The organism is Pedobacter gandavensis, assembly GCF_032677645.1.
GTDB classification, from domain to species: Bacteria; Bacteroidota; Bacteroidia; order Sphingobacteriales; family Sphingobacteriaceae; genus Pedobacter; species Pedobacter gandavensis_A.
Map to the genome: position 1 here is coordinate 555,661 of NZ_JAVTSB010000001.1, position 19,352 is coordinate 575,012.

At 39.6% G+C, this 19,352-nt stretch carries 21 protein-coding genes; 3 read left to right on the plus strand and 18 right to left on the minus strand.

Annotation, left to right across the window (positions count from 1 at the left end; all coding sequences use genetic code 11):
• Window positions 1–9: 9 nt before the first annotated feature.
• Window positions 10–1,905 carry a prolyl oligopeptidase family serine peptidase gene (locus R2Q66_RS02415; RefSeq protein WP_316746399.1) on the minus strand — a complete coding sequence of 632 codons (1,896 nt, stop codon included), beginning with the start codon at window positions 1,903–1,905 and terminating at the stop codon, window positions 10–12.
• 229 nt (window positions 1,906–2,134) lie between these two features.
• Between R2Q66_RS02415 and R2Q66_RS02420 the strand changes: the two genes are divergently transcribed.
• From R2Q66_RS02420 to rfbC, 3 genes are read left to right on the plus strand one after another with little or no spacing between them, the layout of a single operon-like run.
• The gene (locus R2Q66_RS02420; RefSeq protein ID WP_316746400.1) at window positions 2,135–3,943 is read left to right on the plus strand and encodes a tetratricopeptide repeat protein; all 1,809 of its coding nucleotides are present in this window, start codon (window positions 2,135–2,137) and stop codon (window positions 3,941–3,943) included.
• Between the two features lie 16 nt (window positions 3,944–3,959).
• A complete protein-coding gene (locus tag R2Q66_RS02425) occupies window positions 3,960–4,262 on the plus strand; it encodes a DUF4286 family protein (protein WP_316746401.1) in 303 nt (100 codons plus the stop codon).
• A gap of 7 nt (window positions 4,263–4,269) precedes the next feature.
• Window positions 4,270–4,824, plus strand: a complete 555-nt coding sequence (gene rfbC, locus R2Q66_RS02430; RefSeq protein WP_316746402.1) for a dTDP-4-dehydrorhamnose 3,5-epimerase — start codon at window positions 4,270–4,272, stop codon at window positions 4,822–4,824.
• Window positions 4,825–4,916: 92 nt separating this feature from the next.
• On the opposite strand, the gene R2Q66_RS02435 is transcribed toward rfbC, so the two are convergent.
• The 17 genes from R2Q66_RS02435 to nrfD form a co-directional block, all read right to left on the minus strand.
• Window positions 4,917–5,759 carry a flagellar motor protein MotB gene (locus R2Q66_RS02435; RefSeq protein ID WP_316746612.1) on the minus strand — a complete coding sequence of 281 codons (843 nt, stop codon included), beginning with the start codon at window positions 5,757–5,759 and terminating at the stop codon, window positions 4,917–4,919.
• Window positions 5,760–5,764: 5 nt separating this feature from the next.
• Window positions 5,765–6,427, minus strand: coding sequence for a DUF2461 domain-containing protein (locus R2Q66_RS02440; RefSeq protein ID WP_316746403.1), 663 nt, complete (start codon window positions 6,425–6,427; stop codon window positions 5,765–5,767).
• On the minus strand, window positions 6,424–6,822 hold the full coding sequence (locus R2Q66_RS02445; RefSeq protein ID WP_316746404.1) for a DUF983 domain-containing protein: 399 nt from the start codon (window positions 6,820–6,822) through the stop codon (window positions 6,424–6,426). Before R2Q66_RS02445 ends, R2Q66_RS02440 begins: the two co-directional genes overlap by 4 nt.
• Window positions 6,823–6,873: 51 nt before the next feature.
• Window positions 6,874–7,122 (minus strand): hypothetical protein, encoded by a 249-nt coding sequence (locus R2Q66_RS02450; protein WP_316746405.1) that lies wholly within the window; start codon window positions 7,120–7,122, stop codon window positions 6,874–6,876.
• Window positions 7,123–7,258: 136 nt separating this feature from the next.
• Window positions 7,259–7,828: a DUF420 domain-containing protein gene (locus tag R2Q66_RS02455; protein WP_316746406.1), complete on the minus strand. Its 570-nt coding sequence runs from the start codon at window positions 7,826–7,828 to the stop codon at window positions 7,259–7,261.
• A gap of 23 nt (window positions 7,829–7,851) precedes the next feature.
• The gene (locus tag R2Q66_RS02460; RefSeq protein WP_316746407.1) at window positions 7,852–8,559 is read right to left on the minus strand and encodes an SCO family protein; all 708 of its coding nucleotides are present in this window, start codon (window positions 8,557–8,559) and stop codon (window positions 7,852–7,854) included.
• Window positions 8,559–8,909 carry a cytochrome C oxidase subunit IV family protein gene (locus R2Q66_RS02465; RefSeq protein WP_316746408.1) on the minus strand — a complete coding sequence of 117 codons (351 nt, stop codon included), beginning with the start codon at window positions 8,907–8,909 and terminating at the stop codon, window positions 8,559–8,561. Before R2Q66_RS02465 ends, R2Q66_RS02460 begins: the two co-directional genes overlap by 1 nt.
• Before the next feature lie 19 nt (window positions 8,910–8,928).
• A complete protein-coding gene (locus R2Q66_RS02470; RefSeq protein ID WP_316746409.1) occupies window positions 8,929–9,636 on the minus strand; it encodes a cytochrome c oxidase subunit 3 in 708 nt (235 codons plus the stop codon).
• Between the two features lie 30 nt (window positions 9,637–9,666).
• Entirely contained in the window at window positions 9,667–10,257 is a 591-nt protein-coding gene (locus R2Q66_RS02475; protein ID WP_062550594.1) for a heme-copper oxidase subunit III, read from the minus strand.
• 10 nt (window positions 10,258–10,267) lie between these two features.
• A complete protein-coding gene (gene cyoE / locus R2Q66_RS02480; protein WP_316746410.1) occupies window positions 10,268–11,143 on the minus strand; it encodes a heme o synthase in 876 nt (291 codons plus the stop codon).
• A gap of 14 nt (window positions 11,144–11,157) precedes the next feature.
• The gene (locus R2Q66_RS02485) at window positions 11,158–12,216 is read right to left on the minus strand and encodes a COX15/CtaA family protein (protein ID WP_316746411.1); all 1,059 of its coding nucleotides are present in this window, start codon (window positions 12,214–12,216) and stop codon (window positions 11,158–11,160) included.
• Between the two features lie 92 nt (window positions 12,217–12,308).
• A complete protein-coding gene (locus tag R2Q66_RS02490; RefSeq protein WP_316746412.1) occupies window positions 12,309–14,189 on the minus strand; it encodes a cbb3-type cytochrome c oxidase subunit I in 1,881 nt (626 codons plus the stop codon).
• A 20-nt stretch (window positions 14,190–14,209) separates the two neighbouring features.
• Complete coding sequence (locus R2Q66_RS02495) at window positions 14,210–15,448, minus strand: cytochrome c oxidase subunit II (RefSeq protein WP_316746413.1); 1,239 nt, start codon at window positions 15,446–15,448, stop codon at window positions 14,210–14,212.
• 68 nt (window positions 15,449–15,516) lie between these two features.
• Complete coding sequence (locus tag R2Q66_RS02500; RefSeq protein WP_316746414.1) at window positions 15,517–16,731, minus strand: quinol:cytochrome C oxidoreductase; 1,215 nt, start codon at window positions 16,729–16,731, stop codon at window positions 15,517–15,519.
• A gap of 14 nt (window positions 16,732–16,745) precedes the next feature.
• Window positions 16,746–17,333 (minus strand): cytochrome c, encoded by a 588-nt coding sequence (locus R2Q66_RS02505; RefSeq protein WP_316746415.1) that lies wholly within the window; start codon window positions 17,331–17,333, stop codon window positions 16,746–16,748.
• Window positions 17,326–17,862: a DUF3341 domain-containing protein gene (locus R2Q66_RS02510; protein WP_316746416.1), complete on the minus strand. Its 537-nt coding sequence runs from the start codon at window positions 17,860–17,862 to the stop codon at window positions 17,326–17,328. Before R2Q66_RS02510 ends, R2Q66_RS02505 begins: the two co-directional genes overlap by 8 nt.
• 2 nt (window positions 17,863–17,864) lie before the next feature.
• The gene (gene nrfD, locus R2Q66_RS02515) at window positions 17,865–19,337 is read right to left on the minus strand and encodes an NrfD/PsrC family molybdoenzyme membrane anchor subunit (RefSeq protein WP_316746417.1); all 1,473 of its coding nucleotides are present in this window, start codon (window positions 19,335–19,337) and stop codon (window positions 17,865–17,867) included.
• Window positions 19,338–19,352 lie beyond the last annotated feature (15 nt).

Here is a 19,352-nt window from a genome sequence, read left to right on the forward strand (position 1 = left end):
GATCCGAATTTACCTGTTTTTAAGGTTGCTTTCTAAAAATTGTTCGAGAGCAGTATAAAACTGATGTCTGCTTTCCAGATTTTTAGTCGGAAATCCAATCCCTTCATTCTCCAGGTAGGTCACATTCACATTTCTCTTTTTAAGATTTTTTACAAATTGTAAGGTCTCCGCGGCATTCGCATTCGGATCTTTTACGTTCTGAGAGATAAACACGGGGATATTGATCTTATCTGTCTGAAACAAAGGGGAAGCCTTGCGCATCTGATCTACATCTGTTAACGGATCTCCGACAATCTCATAATACATCTGCAAACTGTTACTTAAGAATGGCGGAATTGATTTTAAATACGCAAACAGATTAATTACCCCCGAATTGGAAGCCGCACAGGCATACATTCCTGGATTCTGATACGCACTGTTCAACGCAATATTACCCCCAAAACCGGCACCATATATACCAATCCTTTTAGGATCGGCAATTTTTTTCTCGATCAGCCATCTGACGCCATCATTGATATCGTCCTGAATCTTTCCGCCCCATTGTTTAAATCCAGCGGTCATAAATGCTTTCCCATAACCGGAAGAACCACGATAATTGATCTGAAACACCGCATAACCCCTATTCACCAAAAACTGCACTTCGGCATTATACCCCCATAAATTCCGGTCTACAGGACCATCATGAGGAAGAACGACCACCGGGAGCTGTTCTGGTTTCAGATGAAGCGGTAAAGTCAGGTAACCGTTAATGGTCAGGCTGTCCCTCGACTGAAAACTAACCGGTTTCATCTCGCTCATTTCCTCCTGCTTAATCGCAGGATTAAAATCACTTAGCTTTTTAAGCTTACGCTTATCAGCAAAATAGAGATAATAAGAACCCGGGTTTCTGTCGGTAAAGGTGCGCAGTACGAATACATTTTCTGCCTGATCACGGTCTAAAATTCTGGTTTCTGTTTTAGGCAAAAGTGCATCCAGGTCTTTATAAAGTGCTTTTATGGACGTATCCATATAATGCTTTTCCTTTTTCCAGGTCTCATAAATAACGAAAGACATCTGCTGTTTTTTTCTGGAATATTGAGCGTCCGTGATGTTCAGCGAATCATTTCCAAAAAGGACTTTGAGCTCTTTTCCACTATTACAATCCACTTCTACGAGGGCGCTTTTATCTCTGCCTACACTAGAAATAGCATAGATGATATTCGGCCGGTCGTGTTTAAAAGCAATTGGTCTAAAGGTGGTTGTAAAGTTATTGGTCATGATGGGCTTAAATGGCTGACCTTCCTGCGCACGGTACAACATCGTGGTATTTGCACCATCCGTACTTACGGCAAGCCTTAATTTACCCTCAGAATCTGTACGCCAGTCGGTAATGTTTCCGGGGTTTTTAGCCACCATTTGCATACTCCCGTTCCGCACATTTAACCGGTAAACATCAAAAACAGTAGAATCTCTTTTATTGGAAGAAATCAACAGGTATTTATCATCAATCAGCTGATCTTCGATCACCCGCATCCTACTTTTTTCATTACTACTCAACTGACGCTCATTTGCTCCTTCTTTATTGATAATGAATATATCTGAACGCCTTTTCGCTACATCCACTTCCTTATAATAAATCAGTTCATGGTTACTCAGCCAGAAATAAAAAACAATATTTTTATCCTCCAGGTGGGTAATCTTTTTAGCCTTTCCCGAGGCAATATCTTCGATGTAAAGGTTTAAACTTTGGCCCTCCAATTTCAGATAAGAAAGGTTTTGTCCGTCCGGGGATACCCGATACGTCATTCTGTCCTGGGATTTAAAAAAGTCATCCAGGGGAATAATGCGCTCCCCTCCCTCCTTCGGCTGACAAGCAAAAGCAAGAGATATTAAAAACAGGAGAAAGTATCTTTTATATCTCATCATATTATTTTATCGCTAACAAAGCTACGGAACCCAACCTGTCTATAGCAGTTATACACCAATATTGTTACTATTAGATTTCCGCAACTGATGAATATAAATACTTTTTTGGGCTATGAAAATATAAATCCGTAACATTTAAAATACCCCCGGTATTAATCTTGTCACAAGACACGCTACATTAGCCTTTAAATCGTTATTTTTAGATTCCTGTTTTGTTTTAAGCCCATCCATGAAGAAACTAGTTTTAGTCTTTACCTTCTGCCTGCTCCAACTCTTTTGCGCTGCACAAGACCATACGGATGATGCCCTCGCTTATCAATATTACCAGCAAGGACAATTTCAGGAGGCTTCCCTGCTATTCGAAAAGCTATATAAAAAGAGTAATAATGAAACTTACTTTGAACTGTATTTTAGCAGCCTTTTAAAAATCAGGAAATTTGAAGAGGCAGAGAAACTGGTCAGAAAAGCCTTGAAGCAAAATCCAAAAAACCTGAACTATGGCATTGCTCTTGGTCGCTTATTTCAGGAGAAAGGACAAACGCAGGAAGCCAATAAGCAATATATGGAGGCCCTCAGCAACCTGCCCGCAGATGAATTCAAAATCCGCGAAATTGCCACCCAGTTTTACAACTTCCAGGCCTACGACCTTGCCATTACCGCTTTCCTCCAAGGAAGGAAACTCTTAAAAAGCAATAAACCTTTCACTTTTGAGCTACTGAGCATTTATCGATATAAAAAAGACAAACAAATGCTCATTCAGGAATACCTGGAGGCCCTGCCGGAAATGCCGCAACTTCTGCCACAAGCAGAAAGTGTGTTCGCCACAGTATTTGAAGAAAGCAGCGATTACCAACTCCTGCAAAGCGCATTATTGAAGAAAATCCAGAAAGAACCTCAGACGGAAATCTATACCAAATTATTAATCTGGCAATACCTGCAACAGCAGGAATATGAAATGGCATTAAGACAGTTAATTGCCCAGGATAAACGCATCAAAGATGATGGCGGTATTCTATACCAGGCGGCAAATACTTTTCTAACCAACCAGGCTTACCCGGTTGCCATTAAAGCTTATGAATACCTGTTATTAAAAGGAAAAGAAAATGAGTATTACCTGCCAGCCAAGCTTGAGCTGATTAACACCCGTTATGAGCTTTTAATTGCCGGTAAATATGAAAAGAATGCCATTGCAGAATTGGTAGCAGCTTATCAATCCATTCTTGATGAATATGGTAAAACACCACAAACAATATTTGCTTTAAAAAAATGGGTAAACCTACAGGCCTATTACCTGAATCACCTGGATACCGCAGAAAAAGCATTAGAAGAAGCTATTAAAATTCCCGGCCTCCCGCTAACAGAGCTCGGTCAGCTAAAACTCGACCTCGGAGACCTCTACATCCTGACACAACAACCCTGGGAAGCCATTCTTATTTATGAACAGGTAGCGAAACAATTTGAAAACCTCGCCATTGGCAATGAAGCACGATACCGCTCGGCCAGGTTATCCTATTACCAGGGTAATTTCGCCTATGCAAAATCACAGGCAGATATCCTCAAAGCTTCAACCTCCCAGCTGATCGCAAACGATGCGCTCAACCTGAGCCTGCTCATTTCCGACAATCTACAGTCGCCAACAGACTCTAGCGCCTTAAAAATGTACGCAGATGCAGAAATGCTGGAGTTTAGAAATCTTTCTCCTCAGGCCATGGCCAAATTAGACAGTATCGATATCGCCTTCCCAAACAACAGTTTACAGGACGATATCCTGATGGCCAAATCAAAAATATTCCTTAAAGACAGCGACATCAGTCAGGCAATTACCATGCTAAAGCTACTCACTGAAAAGCATAACAGCAGTATCTGGGCAGATGATGCTTTGTTTATTCTAGGCGGTCTTTATGAAAACAATCTGAAAGATACCGAACAAGCTAAAGCCGTATATCAGAAGCTGATCAACGATTATCCGGGTAGTATGTACACCACCGAAGCACGTAAGCGTTTTAGGAAACTTCGCGGAGATATTATTGGTACATAGTTCCTATCTTTGCAAAATGTTAGTATACAATGTTACCTCAATAATTGAAGATGCAGCAGCGGATCGCTGGTTGCAATGGATGCAGGAATCACATGTTCCAGCTGTAATGGCCACAGAGAAATTTGTTTCTTACCGTTTATTAAAAGTGGTAGACTCTCCAAATGAGGGTGTTACTTATTGCGCACAATATACAGCAGTAGATATGGACTCGTACCTGGATTACCAGAATAACTTTGCCCCTGCCTTACAAGCGGAAGTTACTGAAAAATTTGAAAATCAACTTGTTGCTTTTCGAACCTTAATGGAAATCATCGATTAATCATAATATGAATATTTTAGAAACCCCTATTGCTGATCTGCTGATCATAGAGCCTAAAGTCTGGAAAGACAACCGTGGCTATTTCTATGAAAGCTTCAACGCAAAAACCCTTTCAGAAGCCGGCATTAATGTCAACTTCGTTCAGGACAATCAATCTTTTTCTCAGAAAGGTACTTTACGTGGCTTACATGCCCAAAAAGCTCCTTTCGCACAGGGAAAACTGGTAAGAGTGATCCAGGGTAAGGTATTAGACGTTGCAGTCGACATCAGAAAAGACTCTGCTACTTACGGACAACACTTCACCATAGAACTTAGTGGAGAAAACCATAGACAACTCTGGGTTCCACCAGGCTTTCTACATGGCTTCTTAACACTGGAAGATCAAACAATCTTTACTTATAAAGTAAGTAATTACTATGATAAGGATTCAGAAATAGGTGTCATCTGGAATGATGCTGACTTAAACATCAACTGGAGTAAAGATATTGCTCTGGAAGATCTTTTACTTTCTGATAAGGATCTGGTTCTGCCTGCATTCAAAGATTTCAGCAGCCCTTTCTAAGAAAAGAATCAATTCTATAACTGAAATTCAACCAAATACAAAGGCCGTTAGGAGATTATCCTAACGGCCTTTGTATTTGATATATATTGATCTTATTGTTTAATCAGGTTGTACAACTCATCCAGTTTCGGAGAAAGTACAATTTCTATTCTACGGTTTTTACTTCTTCCATCCGCACTGGTATTTAAGGCCAATGGCTGAAACTCCCCTTTTCCGGTGGCAGTCATCCTTACACCTTCAACTTTTGCGACCTCAGTCAGGTATCTTACTACAGAAGTCGATCTCAGCACACTCAGATCCCAGTTGTCTTTAATCTGGCCAAGGTTGCTGATCTTTTGAGAATCAGTATGACCTTCCACCGCGATATTAATCTCTGGTTGCTCTTTTAATACAGCCGCCAGCTGCGTTAAAGCCTGTTTTCCTTTTTCATCAATTACAATACTGCCCGAAGGAAACAATAACTTATCCATTAAAGACACGTATACTTTTCCGTTCTTAATCTCTACAGTTAAGCCGCTTTTCGTAAAGCCCAGCAAAGCCTGTTGCAGCTTTTCTTTCAATTGATTCGTTGCCTCATCACGTTTACGCAAAATCTCTTCTACTTCTTTTAAACGCTGCTCCCTTTTCTTAAGGTCCTGAGATAGCTTATTGATCTCTGTAGAGCTGTTATCCTTCAATTTGGCATAGTTACCGTCAATTTCAGAATACTTTCCTCTCAGATCATTTAATGAAGCACTAAGCCCAGTAGTATCTTTTTTCAATCTGCTGATCAACTCTTCCAGATATTCATTTTTCAATTGAGACTGATCCAAACCTGAACTCAACGAATCTTGTTTTGCCAATAAGGACTTATATTTTTGTGGTGATAAAACCACACAAGCACTGAATGCACAGGCAAACAGTCCAACACCTAAAAATAAAGCAACTCTTCTCATCATAATTATTGCGCTACGGCATTTCTCAAAAATAATATAAACGGATATACACTTTCAAAGGCTGTTTTCAATTGATCAACGATTCCTGGTTGTAAAAACGCTTTATCCGGCAAAGGACAAACCGCAACAAAGCTTTTCAACTTTAGAAACTCTATCTGAGGGTGATCCAGCTCATATCCCTTAGGTGCATTTTTTAACGTATCCTCTTTACTTAGCTTAAACGTACTTTCAAAACTTTTAGCATGAATCAGGTCCAAAAATTCTGAGCCATTGTAATCGATCTCTTCCCTGATTTTTTTAAGTACAGGAGCTTCCGGCATCCAGAAACCTGCCCCTAAAAAGCATTCCCCAGGTTGAAGATGGAGATAATATCCAGGACCATGAATACCGGTACCCTTGATATTAAAGGAAATTCCAAAGTTATTTTTATAGGGATCTTTATTTTTACTGAACCGTACATCTCTGTAAATACGCAGCAAACATTTCTTTGCAGGGGTATCTATAGAAAAATGAGGGTCTATTCCTGCGAGTACAGGGATCAGCTGATCTACAAAGGCCAATACATCTTCCTTTGCACTTTCATATCTTGCTTTGTGCTCCGCAAACCACTCCCGGTTGTTATTTCGGGCTACATCGGTGATAAAAGCGAATGTCTCAGGTTTAATCATGGTTTATCGAATTCCGGTTTGTACTTAATTTTTGGAGATAGAAAATGTAATAACATCACGCGGGAATAACGATAGTTAAAAGGTGCCAAAACTAAACATCCCGTAAAGATTACAGTAATGTACATCCAGAAGGATTCATAATCCAGCCAGCCTCCAGACAATATATAGGCGGCAACTCCCAAACTGATCATTTCTGCGCAATTCATCGCATAACTCACATACATCGCTGCATAAAAATAGCCCGGCTCAATCTCAAACCTGAAACCACAATGGCTGCAATTGGTATTGGTACGCTGGATGTTAAAACCATACATACTACCGGTGAAAATATCGCCTCTGCGACATTGTGGGCATTTACCATGCACAACTGCGTACAATTTTGACGTTTTCTTCATAAAGATCAGTAAATCGCAACAGGCGATGAGCGGGAATGGGTTTCGAAAATATTAAGCGACTTCTTCTGTATTCTTCTTACGGAATTTAACATACCAAAGGATACCCATTCCGGTAATTAACAAATAAGGAATAGATAAAAGGTAAAGAATTCCTGAATTCAGGCCATTTCCTTGTGTGTTCCCGTTTTTTACACTTTGCTCTGCACTAACAGTACACATCGCACATTGTGCATTTGCAGCAGGGACATTAGAGATCAACATCGTGACCATAAAAAGGAAGATAAAAACTATCTTTTTCATCCAGCAAATATAGAGAAAGAACGCTAAGAATAAGGCAATTGCTATTGTAAAAAATATCACATAAAAAAAGGTTGCCGGATTCGAACCCGGCAACCTAAATACGTTATTTGCTTAATTTCTAACTCTAAACAGAAGCCTAGAAATTGTAATACGGAGAGATCATCAGATAGACAATTACGCCGGTTACCGCTACATACAACCACACAGGATACGACCAGCGAACAATCTTTCTATGAAGCTCCACCTGCATCGTTAAGCCCCTGTAAAAACTCACCAGGACTAAAGGCAATACCACCACTGCAAGGATAATATGCGTGGCTAAAATGAAGAAATAGATATATCTGGTACTTCCCACTGCTGCAAGTTCTGCCGCAGATAAGATACCATTGTGGTCTATATCGCCAAACTTGGTATCCTTCTCATACAAATGAAAGAGGATATAAAAAACCAGGAATATGGCCGACAAAAGAAAGGTCGTGATGTTCGTAATTTTATGTGCTTTAATGTTTCCCTTTTTAATGAAGATCAGAGACGCGATCAGTAAAACTGAACAGAGCGCATTGATTCCACCGATAATATGAGGCAACAAATAAATGAAAGCAGGTTTATTACTTGGAGGTGGAACCAGTTTCAAGGCAATCACAACAGTCAGAACAACTGCGGTTACAATCCAAACTAGTCTTAGGAAAAACTTATCATTATTCATCTTACTGTGGTATTTTGAAAGGATTACCTTCCGTCTTTATTGTTTCTTAATTCTTCTGTGATCAATACTTTGATCTCATCATTCAGCTGAGAGAGCGCTTCCTGACTACTCGCAGGATAATAACCCCGAATACGTCGCTGAGGATCCAGCAAGACAAACATATTACTATACACAAATTTAGGCTCCCCTTTTTCGACTTCCTGATGAGCATCGATAAACAGGCCTTTATTCACTAAACTGTAAATCGTAGTGCTATCACCAGTCAACAAATCCCATTTCCCGGGCATTGCACCCAGTGCCTGCGCGTATTTTGCCAGTACCTCTGGTGTATCCCGTGTAGGGTCGATAGTTAAACCAACAAAGTTAACGGTCTTATTGTGATCGTAAGTAGCCTCAAAAGCCTTCATCGCCTTATTGGCAAAACTCACCGCTCCGGCATTTCCTGTAGTATGGAATAAATTCAAAACCAGGATTTTTCCTTCGTAGTTTTTCCAGCTGATGGTATCGGCTTTTTGATTAACCAACTTAAAGTCCGGAACAAGATGATAGATGGTGTCAGGAATTTGTTTACCCTTCACAGAATGAAAGGTAGCTGCCACCTCTTTGGGGCCAAATACGGGAAGTGGTTTATACCGGTTCTTCCCTTTTTCCTGTAGTAAATAATACAAAAATCCTGGTACCGCTAAAATGGTGACCAGGATTAATATTTTTTTTATTTGTGAACTACTCATTAAACAAGGGGCATATGAAGATGCAGATATCCGCCTTCAATTAGCATTAATGTTGTAAAATAGAATATAAAAATAAACGATACGGTTAAGGCCAATTGCAGCCCAAGTTTCTCATACTTTAAGTGCATGAAGTAAGCAACGATATAAAATGCTTTCACTAATGTAAGCGCGATGTAAAAGAAGTTACCTACACCATGGCTCATATAACCATGTGGCAATACCCAAAGGGCGATAAAGAATTCAATTACTGTGATCAGTAAAAGAATACCAAATACCTGCCATATTTTTTTCTTGGATAAACCTTCGTGTTCTCCGTGTCCGTGCTCTGTGCTAGGTGCGTGATCTGACATAATATTTTTTATTGAATGATTAAACTAAATAGAAGAATGTAAATACAAATACCCAAACTAAATCAACGAAGTGCCAGTATAAACCAACTTTCTCCACCATCAGGTAATGTCCGCGTTTTTCGAACGTACCATTAATGGTCATAATCAGGATAATGATATTGATAAGTACTCCGGTAAATACGTGGAAACCGTGGAATCCTGTAATTGTGAAGAATAGATTTGAAAACTGTAAAGCAGATACGGTTGAAACCTCTCCGTTAAACAAGTGGTGAAGTGTTTCCATCGGAGGAATTTTTCCCCATCCAAATCCTTCATGGAATAAGTGTGTCCACTCTAAAGCCTGACAGCCTAAGAACATGAAACCACCGATGATAGTAGCTACCATCCACCAGATTACTTCTTTCTTAGCACGTCTGTGACCAGCTTCCACAGCCAATACCATGGTTACTGAACTCATGATCAGAATAAAAGTCATAATACCTACGAACACCAATGGTGCGCCTGTATCTACAATACCAGGAATGGATTGGAAAACCAAATCCGGATCTGGCCAGGTTAACTTAGTGAAACGTTGCGCTCCATAATAAATCAATAATGACGAGAATGTGAATGCATCAGATAGCAAGAAAAACCACATCATTAATTTACCGTACTCTACCGACCACGGCGAGCGACCTCCGCTCCAAGGAGTAGTTTTTACCTGATCTAATTGTGATAATGAATTCATTTTATAAATTGTAATAGTTTGTTAACAAATCTAACTGTTCAAAAGTAAAAAAACATACAGATATATCCATAATATATCTATAAAATGCCAAAATATAGAGGCGATTTCCATTCTGTATTTCGCTCTTGGTAGTGATATCCCACCGTAAGCACCGAATATACAATTCAATATGAAACAAAGTCCACCAAAAATGTGCAATAAGTGAAATCCAGAAACGATATAAATTAACGATATCGCTGCATTATTATTCACTAATGTTGCGCCTGTCTGGTATAAAGTGCTCCATGCATCTACCTGAAGATACGCAAAAACCAACGCCAATGCCATCGTTCCCCAAAGAAGAATTTTCTCAGAACCGATATTTCCGGCCTTTAATGCCTTGGCGGCAAGAAACAGACAGATGCTGCTACCGATTAGAATCAATGTGCTGTACATAAAGGCATCTGGAAGTACTAATCCATGACCTTTACCTTTTGATGCTGCAAATACGATGTAAAAACTCGTAAAGCCCCCAAACATGATCGTTGATGACACTACAAATAACCAAAGAATAAACTTCTTAGGTTTTGAGTTGACCACCTCCTCATATTTTACATCCTGCTCTTTTAACGTATGTACCATATTTAAATTATTAAGCTATAAAATCAAACAATAAAACCAACTGAACGATGGGCAGATAGAAGAAAGAGCAAAACATCACCCTTCTCGCACTTACCACATCCACATTCATCCACATTTTGAACGCCAGCGCGGCAAAAACCAGCCCGGCGAGGATAGATACTCCTGCAATATAATAACCACCAAAACCATAAAACGTAGGCATTAAGCTTACCGGAATCAGAATCAGTGTACTTAAAAAGGTAATAAAAGCACTGGTCTTGTCCGGCTTAGTAGTAGGTAACAGCCTAAAACCTGCCTTTTTATAGTCCTCATCCAATACCCAGGCAATGGCCCAGAAATGTGGAAACTGCCATACAAACTGGATTAAAAATAAGATAACTGCGATCTGATCTATTTTACCATGTGCAGCTACATATCCGATTAGCGGAGGTAAAGCACCTGGAATAGCACCTACAAAAACCGCAATTGGACTCTTTCTTTTCAAAGGAGTATAAGCGAAAGCATATAAGAAGATAGAAAAAACGGAAAGTAATCCGGTTTCAATATTTAGTTTACCCAATAACCAGGTACCTATTAAACCCATCACCAAACCAGAAACCAATCCTTGTCCTGTAGTCATATGGCCAGCAGGCATCGGACGATCTTTAGTACGGGTCATTAGTTTATCCAAATCCACTTCAATTACTTCATTAAAGCAATTGGCTGCGGAGGTAACCAGAAAACCACCCACGATCAGGATCAACCAATTTGTCCAGTTAATATCCGGACTCATGCCGTCGACCGGCACTTTAGAGCCAATTAAAAAGGTAACTGATGCGGAAAATACAACCAGAAAAGTTAGTCTGAATTTAATGAGCTTAGAAAAATCTGCTAAAAACTGTTTCAATTTATATAAAATTATTATTGATGGTAAGTATCTGTTCTATACACCAGTAAATACAGGTAATACTGTAAGGTGAACAATGCCGTAGAAAACAGAATGTGTAATGCCTGCGCGTATGGCGGCAGCGCAAAGTTAGACAATAATAAGCCCGTAACAATCTGGATGATTAAAACTATGGCAATTCCATTACCAACTAACAGCGCAGTGGCTTTACCATTAAACTTATCTTTTACAATTTTATAAATCACAACATTAAGTATCAAAACCAGAATGGCCACATCTCTGTGATAAGAGAACACATCCCCTACTTTACTAACCCAACTGCCACGGTCATTATACATCATGCTTTTTGAAATCGCATCAATCGCTTCCCTAACCTCTGTACCTAATACTACCTGGATGGTACTTAAGGCAACCGAAGCTAAAGTCAGGATCTTTAACCATCCAATATTAGACATGATCACTACCTGTTGTTCATGTAGCTGTCTGGCGTAATTGTAAGTGTAAACTAAAATAGCCAGGATGACCAGTGCCAGTAGCATATGTACCGTAACAATCCAGGGCATTAAATTAGTAGAAACTACAATTGAACCTAACCAGGCTTGAAATCCTACGATGATCACATTCAGAATGCTCAATACGAGAATTCTTGTGGCGGTTTTACGATAAGAAAAGGAATAAACCAATAAGCCTACCAGGAAGAAACCAGTGAATGCACCCATTAAACGGTTTAAATATTCCGTCCATGTCTTAGCCACATTAAAAGTTTCCGGTTGTAAAATAGAGGCATCATGACGGATACTATCCGCAAGATGTGCCTTTCCCATCTTTTCTAATGTTTTCGCAAAACGTTCATTTTTCGCGACACGTTCAGCAACATACTTGTCTTTATAATTGGCAGGTAACTGTGATATATGAGTCGGTGGAATATACTGATCAAAGCATTTTGGCCAATCCGGACAACCCATGCCAGAACCTGTACTTCGTACAATTCCTCCTGCCAGAATTAACAGTAAGGTGACTATAATGGTGAGAAGGTTAAGCCTGATAAATCTCTTTTCAGCTTTGGAAACCATGGTTGGTGTTAGATTAAAAAAAATGGGGCATCTGTTGTAAGTATTTACCTACTGCAGATACCCCATTGTGTATTTTGAATACGATGTATGATCTATTTTTCTGTTACTACAGGGTTTTTAGCTTCCCATTCTCTTTGGATACGCTCAGCTTCTGTATTACCTTCAAAATCGTGAGGCATGTTAGAAGACATTGTCTGAGAGAAAGGAACCGTCTGAGGAATGAAATCCACATCAGAACCTGGCTTGCTATAATCATATGGCCAACGGTATACTGTTGGAATCTCTCCCGGCCAGTTACCATGGATATGCTCTACTGGTGTAGTCCACTCTAAAGTATTAGCTTCCCAAGGGTTTTGAGGTGCTTTTTTACCTTTAAAGATCGAGTAGAAGAAGTTCCATAAGAAAGCTACTTGTGCCAATGCACCAATAATAGCTGCCCAGGTAACGAATACGTTCACTGTTAACCATTTTTGCATGAACTCAAACTCAGTAAATGCATAGTAACGACGAGGTACACCATCTAAACCTAAGAAGTGAAGTGGGAAGAATACTAAGTAAGCAGAGATAAAAGTTAACCAGAAGTGAAGGTAACCTAATTTGCTGCTCATCATTCTACCGAACATTTTAGGATACCAGTGATACACACCTGCAAGCATACCGAAGATCGCAGCAGAACCCATTACTAAGTGGAAGTGGGCAACAACGAAATACGTATCATGTAAGTTAATGTCCAAAGAAGCATTACCTAAGAAAATACCGGTTAAACCACCAGAGATGAAGAAAGATACCAAACCAATAGCAAATAACATTGCCGGAGTGAATCTGATATTACCTCTCCATAAAGTAGCCAGGTAGTTGAAAGTTTTTACTGCTGAAGGAACCGCAATAATCAACGTAGTGATCATAAATACCCCACCTAATAACGGGTTCATACCCGTCACAAACATGTGGTGACCCCAAACGATGAATGATAATACCGTGATACCGATCAATGAATAAATCATCGCATGGTAACCGAAAATTGGTTTTCTAGAGTTTACTGAAATAACCTCTGATGAGATACCTAAAGCTGGCATGATTACGATGTAAACCTCAGGGTGACCTAAGAACCAGAATAAGTGTTGCCAAAGGATTGGGGAACCACCTTCATTAGGTAATACCTGAGTACCCATAACAATATCAGAAAGGTAGAAACTTGTACCAAAACTACGGTCAAAGATTAACAATACCACACCTGCAACTAATACAGGGAAAGAAAGTACACCTAAGATTGCGGTTAAGAAGAAAGCCCAGATCGTCAATGGCATTTTCCAAAGATCCATACCTTTAGTACGCATGTTTAATACAGTACTCACATAGTTGATACCACCCATAAGAGAAGAAGCAACAAACATGATCATACTGATCAACCATAAAGTCATACCTAAAGCAGAACCTTTGATCGCTGTTGGTAAAGCTGATAGTGGAGGATAAATTGTCCATCCCGCACTTGCCGGACCAGTTTGGATAAAGAATGAACTCATCATGATCACACAAGCTGCGAAGAAGAACCAGTAAGATAACATGTTCAGGAATGGCGATGCCATATCCCTTGCCCCTATCTGAAGAGGAATCAATAAATTACTAAATGTACCACTCAGGCCGGCTGTCAATACAAAGAATACCATGATGGTACCATGTATCGTTACCAATGCCAGATAGAAATCCGGTTTAATTCGTCCGCCTTCAGCCCATGATCCAAGGAATGTTTCCAGGATAGGGAAGCTTTTCTCTGGCCATGCCAGTTGCAAACGAAACAGGATAGATAAACCCATCGCAATAACCGCCATAATAATACCTGTGATCAGGAATTGCTTAGCGATCATTTTGTGATCCTGACTAAAGACATACTTCGTTAAGAAGGTCTCTTTGTGATGCCCATGATCATCATGGCTATCGTGGTTATGTGTATCGTGTAATGATATAGTTGACATAATGTGCTATTCCAGTATTATTATTTTTTTAAAGCTAATTGATTTGTTTTAACTGCAGAAGTGTCTTTTGCTACGCTGTCTGCTGGTGCAACTGCAGCTGGTGCTGCTGCTACTGGCAGGTTAAACTCTTTTCTCAAATCGTCTGTTAAATAAGTTGGCTGTTTTTTAACCCATGCCTCATACTCAGCTTGCGAAACCACTCTAACTTCTTTCTGCATTTTGTAGTGACCTTCACCACAAATTTTAGCACATAAGAATAAGTAAGCAAATTTAGGATCGTTAGTTTTCACTTTCATCTCTTCAGTAGTGATGGTTGGTGTAAACTCGAAGTAAGAAGTCATACCTGGTACTGTATTCAATTGAATTCTGAAGTGAGGCATGTAGAAACTGTGCAATACATCCTTACTAGTCAAAATTAAACGAACTGGTTTGTTTACAGGAATCACCATCTCATCAGCAGACTGATCATCTAAAGTATGTTTGTCTTTAAAATCAATACCCAATGCATTAATAGAGTTAATCAACTTGTAGTTCTTAATTCCAACAACAGCATCCGCTCCTGGGTAACGAATCGCCCATGCAAACTGAGAAGAAGTAATCTCAATGTTTAACGGTTTGTTATTTGGATCTTCAATTTTGTAGAAAATCGATCTCCAGGTTAAGAAACCCATCAAAACCAACACGGTTAATACCAATGCAGGAACGATTGTCCAGATACGCTCTAAAGCGTTGTTATGTGGGTAATAATATGCTTTCCTTTTTCCTGTGCTTCTATAGATATAAGCAAAAACAAATAGGATGATGTGCGTAGCAATAAATACGATAGTCGTAATGATCAACGTGATGTTAAACATCTGATCAATTTTCTTACCGTGCTCTGAAGCTGCTTCAGGAAGGATCATTTTACCATGAACCGTATATTCCCAATAAACACCGTAAAGACCTACGATCAGAAACAAGGCAAACAGAACTCCGTTTACCGTATTCCAGTTGATACCTTTCGGTTGATCCTGAGCCTCACGGGTCAATTCATATACCTTTAATGCTTTTCCAATGATTGCTACAAATAAGCAAACCAGCAGAAATGCCATGGTATAAAATATAACCGTTTTATAAACCGGACCCATATCAATAGGTTTGGCTACGGTCTCAGCGGCAGCGCCGGCAGCTTGTGCAAATGCGCTTGTGCTTGCAAAAACAGTAAGAATCACTGCTAGTGCCGCTATTGTTTTGTTACTTATAAATTTTCTTAAACTCATTTCCTTAAAAGTAGTAACGCTGTACTTCTATAATACTATTAATTTATATACTCTATTCAGATCACCTATTACAAGTGGTGATTCAAACTTTCCTGTAAGAACGGATGGTTCTTTGCGATTAAAGGTTGCTTACTCAGCGCACTTAAAACGGTAAAGGTAAACAATCCGACAAACCCTACAGCAGTTCCTACCTCAATAATACCGAAACCATGGTGTTCTTCAACAGTTCCCGGCATAATCATTTGGTAATAATCTACCCAGTGACCACACAATACGATGATACAAACGGTTAACATGATATTTTCTTGTCTCTTATTGTCTCTGTCCATTAATAATAATACAGGGGCTAAGAAGTTTAATACCAGGTTAAGGTAGAACCAGAATTGGTAATGATCAAATCTTTTGTAGAAGTAAACAGTCTCTTCCGGAATGTTTGCATAGTAGATCAACATAAATTGAGCGAACCATACATAAGTCCAGAAAATAGAGAATCCGAAGATAAACTGACCTAAGTTGTGTAAGTGACTATTGTTAACCCAGTTCATGTAACCTGCTTTTTTCAACAGGATAATGATGATGGCCATAGTCGCTAAACTACTCACCCACATTGCTGCGAAGTTATACCAACCAAACATCGTAGAGAACCAATGTGCCTCAAGAGACATGATGGTATCAAAAGCAAAGATTGGTGTAGTGAAACCGTAGATTACTAAGAATATACAAGAGTATTTAAAACTTTTTCTGTAAGAATCTAAACCGCCTTTTAAATCTTCATTCACGGATAGCTTAGCGAACCAAACTGCGAAGAAGGAATAAACACCTAAGAAGATTACCTGACGTGCCATAAAGAAAGGCACATTAAGGAAAGCCGACTTACCAGCGATTAGTTTATCATAATCAGGACTGTCTGGATCAGTTAAACCCGGAGCATTCCAGTGATGATATAAGTTGTGTGTGTACAAACCAGCTGCCATTACTGCGATTAAAATAACAACCGCAATCGGCAAGGTTTTAGCCATCGCCTGTGGTACACGTAATATAGAAGCAGACCAACCAGCCTGTGCTACAAATTGAACAGCAAGAAAGAATGCACCTGACATGCAAACACATGCGAAGTAGTAAGCCATCAGTAACAAGTTTGCAAAAGTACGCTCATGAAGCGCTTTAGCCGAAAAGCCATATCCTATAGCTAGTACCCCAAGGGCAATAGCGATCAGACTTAAGGTTTTTGCTTTACCTGTAAACTCAAACTGCTCAGTTAAATTATAATTGTGAGTTCCCATTTATTTGTGCTTTTCTATTGTATTTTTTGTAATTGTTGAACATACATCACTACTTTCCATCTTTCATCAGGAGATAGTTGAGAGGCATGTGAACCCATGTTATTTAAACCATACTCAATAGTATGATAAATTTTTCCTGCGGAAAGGTCTTTCATCAAACCACCACGTGATGAAGCTGCATCACCATGGTAAGAAGGAATACCACTAATTTTATCGATTTTAACCAGGTGACCTTGTCCGTCTCCTTTTTCACCATGACATGGTGAGCAGAATACCGTGAACAAATGCTTTCCTGCAATCAGATTTTGTTCTGTTTCAGGAAGAGGATTTACCAGGTTAACACCAGCAGCTTCATATCCTTCTTTAGTATTAGGAAAATCGTCATACTTGTTAAACCCTACCGGGGTAGTATTGGCTGGCGGTGTTTGTGCCGTTGATCCGTTCTTAAAGTTTTTGTTTGGCTGATCTGGATTATAGGCAATCGGATCATACATGTTCCTTGCATATTCTAAACCTGGTTTCTGGTGATCTTTACATGCTGAAAAGACAACAGCGCTGGCAAGAATACAAAATGAGGCTAAAACTACTTTATTCTTATTCATAGCTGATATACTTCCTTTCATTGTGCTTAATTTCTAAAGCACCTGCATCTTTTAATAAACCATCAATTTTATCATGATCGGTATTTTCTTTAGCATCTACAGCGATGATAAATCTATCATCCGTAGCTCTTAAGTCCATTACTCTAGGTGCTCTTCCAGGGAATAAATGCGTTGAAGCATAATAAGCACCTACTAAACTGAATGCACAGAATAAAACCGTTACTTCAAACATAATCGGAATAAAATCCGGAAGTGCTAAAGCTGGTTTACCACCAATATTATGTTTCCAATCTACCACCGAGGTTAAGTAGATTAATGCGAATGCAGAAATGGTTCCGGTTACCCCGCAAAAGAATGCAAGAATATCCAACCTGGATCTTTTGATCCCTAATTTAGCTTCGATGCCGTGAATAGGCATTGGTGTATAAACATCATGTACTTTAATGTTATTTGCCTGTAACTGGTCGATGCCGTGCATCATTTCGTCAGGATCACCAAAACTGCCTAAAATATATTTGATATTACTCATTGTTATATTTTTGCGTATTCTTCTTGTTTAACACTATCAAATTTCTCTAAAGACTCTACGTATTCTTTCACGTGTTCTTTGTCCAGATGACCTTCTTTAATTTGTTCCATTTTAGATTGCTCACTTGCACTCTTCAGTAACAGTTTCACCTCTGCAATTGCAATAGAAGGTAATACTCTTAAGAATAAAAGGAACAAGGTAAAGAACACTCCGATTGAGCCTACAAAGACACCTACATCTACCCATGTTGGATAGAACATCGCCCAACTTGAAGGGATATAATCACGGTGTAATGAAGTCACGATAATTACGAAACGTTCGAACCACATACCAATGTTTACAACAATAGATAAAATCCAGGTCGCTGCGATATTAGTACGGATCTTTTTGAACCAAAGCAACTGAGGAGAGATTACGTTACACGTCATCATCATCCAGTATGCCCACCAGTATGGACCGGTTGAACGGTTAATGAAAGCGTATTGTTCGTATTCTGAACCTGAGTACCAGGCAATGAAAAACTCGGTGATATAAGCTACACCTACGATAGATCCCGTTAGAATGATAATTTTATTCATCGATTCAATGTGGAACATAGTGATGTAGTTCTCAAGACCTAATACTTTACGTGCAACTAGTAATAACGTTAACACCATTGCAAATCCGGAGAAGATCGCCCCTGCTACGAAGTATGGAGGGAAGATCGTGGTATGCCATCCCGGAATTACCGAGGTAGCAAAGTCCATAGATACAATCGTGTGAACCGAAAGTACCAGAGGCGTAGAGATACCCGCTAAGATGATACATACCGCCTCAAAACGTTGCCATGTTTTTACGTTACCAGACCATCCGAAAGAAAGGATAGAATAGATTTTACGTCTCGTTCCTACAGCACGGTCACGGATAGTCGCGATATCAGGTAGTAAACCTGTATACCAGAACAATAGTGATACCGAGAAGTAAGTAGAGATGGCAAACATATCCCAAACCAGCGGAGAGTTAAAGTTTACCCATAATGACCCGAATTGATTCGGTAATGGAAGTACCCAGTAAGCCAACCATGGTCTACCCATGTGGGATACTACATACGTAGCGGCGCAGATAACGGCGAAGATGGTCATCGCCTCTGCAGAACGGTTAATGGAATTTCTCCAGTTCTGTCGGAAGAGTAGTAGTACCGCAGAGATCAGTGTTCCTGCGTGACCGATACCTACCCACCAAACGAATCCGGTGATGTCCCATGCCCATCCAACTGTTTTATTTAATCCCCATGCACCGATACCAAACCAGAAGGTATATCCAACGGATACCAACCATAGTGTGGCACCACATAGTGCGAGTATAAATCCTATCCACCATGCCCTGTTAGGCTTGTTCTCAACTGGCATTAAGATATCATTCGTAATCTTTGCATACGTGATATCATTGCCGGTGATTAATGGCTCTCTTAATATTGATTCCTTATGTCCTGACATAATTTATTTTCTTTA

Bases quoted from the DNA above. Each gene is read 5' to 3' on its own strand.
- R2Q66_RS02415 (WP_316746399.1), bottom strand. From the start codon at position 1,905: ATGATGAGATATAAAAGATACTTTCTCCTGTTTTTAATATCTCTTGCT.
- R2Q66_RS02420 (WP_316746400.1), top strand. From the start codon at position 2,135: ATGAAGAAACTAGTTTTAGTCTTTACCTTCTGCCTGCTCCAACTCTTT.
- R2Q66_RS02425 (WP_316746401.1), top strand. From the start codon at position 3,960: ATGTTAGTATACAATGTTACCTCAATAATTGAAGATGCAGCAGCGGAT.
- rfbC (WP_316746402.1), top strand. From the start codon at position 4,270: ATGAATATTTTAGAAACCCCTATTGCTGATCTGCTGATCATAGAGCCT.
- R2Q66_RS02435 (WP_316746612.1), bottom strand. From the start codon at position 5,759: ATGAGAAGAGTTGCTTTATTTTTAGGTGTTGGACTGTTTGCCTGTGCA.
- R2Q66_RS02440 (WP_316746403.1), bottom strand. From the start codon at position 6,427: ATGATTAAACCTGAGACATTCGCTTTTATCACCGATGTAGCCCGAAAT.
- R2Q66_RS02445 (WP_316746404.1), bottom strand. From the start codon at position 6,822: ATGAAGAAAACGTCAAAATTGTACGCAGTTGTGCATGGTAAATGCCCA.
- R2Q66_RS02450 (WP_316746405.1), bottom strand. From the start codon at position 7,122: ATGAAAAAGATAGTTTTTATCTTCCTTTTTATGGTCACGATGTTGATC.
- R2Q66_RS02455 (WP_316746406.1), bottom strand. From the start codon at position 7,828: ATGAATAATGATAAGTTTTTCCTAAGACTAGTTTGGATTGTAACCGCA.
- R2Q66_RS02460 (WP_316746407.1), bottom strand. From the start codon at position 8,559: ATGAGTAGTTCACAAATAAAAAAAATATTAATCCTGGTCACCATTTTA.
- R2Q66_RS02465 (WP_316746408.1), bottom strand. From the start codon at position 8,909: ATGTCAGATCACGCACCTAGCACAGAGCACGGACACGGAGAACACGAA.
- R2Q66_RS02470 (WP_316746409.1), bottom strand. From the start codon at position 9,636: ATGAATTCATTATCACAATTAGATCAGGTAAAAACTACTCCTTGGAGC.
- R2Q66_RS02475 (WP_062550594.1), bottom strand. From the start codon at position 10,257: ATGGTACATACGTTAAAAGAGCAGGATGTAAAATATGAGGAGGTGGTC.
- R2Q66_RS02485 (WP_316746411.1), bottom strand. From the start codon at position 12,216: ATGGTTTCCAAAGCTGAAAAGAGATTTATCAGGCTTAACCTTCTCACC.
- R2Q66_RS02490 (WP_316746412.1), bottom strand. From the start codon at position 14,189: ATGTCAACTATATCATTACACGATACACATAACCACGATAGCCATGAT.
- R2Q66_RS02495 (WP_316746413.1), bottom strand. From the start codon at position 15,448: ATGAGTTTAAGAAAATTTATAAGTAACAAAACAATAGCGGCACTAGCA.
- R2Q66_RS02500 (WP_316746414.1), bottom strand. From the start codon at position 16,731: ATGGGAACTCACAATTATAATTTAACTGAGCAGTTTGAGTTTACAGGT.
- R2Q66_RS02505 (WP_316746415.1), bottom strand. From the start codon at position 17,333: ATGAATAAGAATAAAGTAGTTTTAGCCTCATTTTGTATTCTTGCCAGC.
- R2Q66_RS02510 (WP_316746416.1), bottom strand. From the start codon at position 17,862: ATGAGTAATATCAAATATATTTTAGGCAGTTTTGGTGATCCTGACGAA.
- nrfD (WP_316746417.1), bottom strand. From the start codon at position 19,337: ATGTCAGGACATAAGGAATCAATATTAAGAGAGCCATTAATCACCGGC.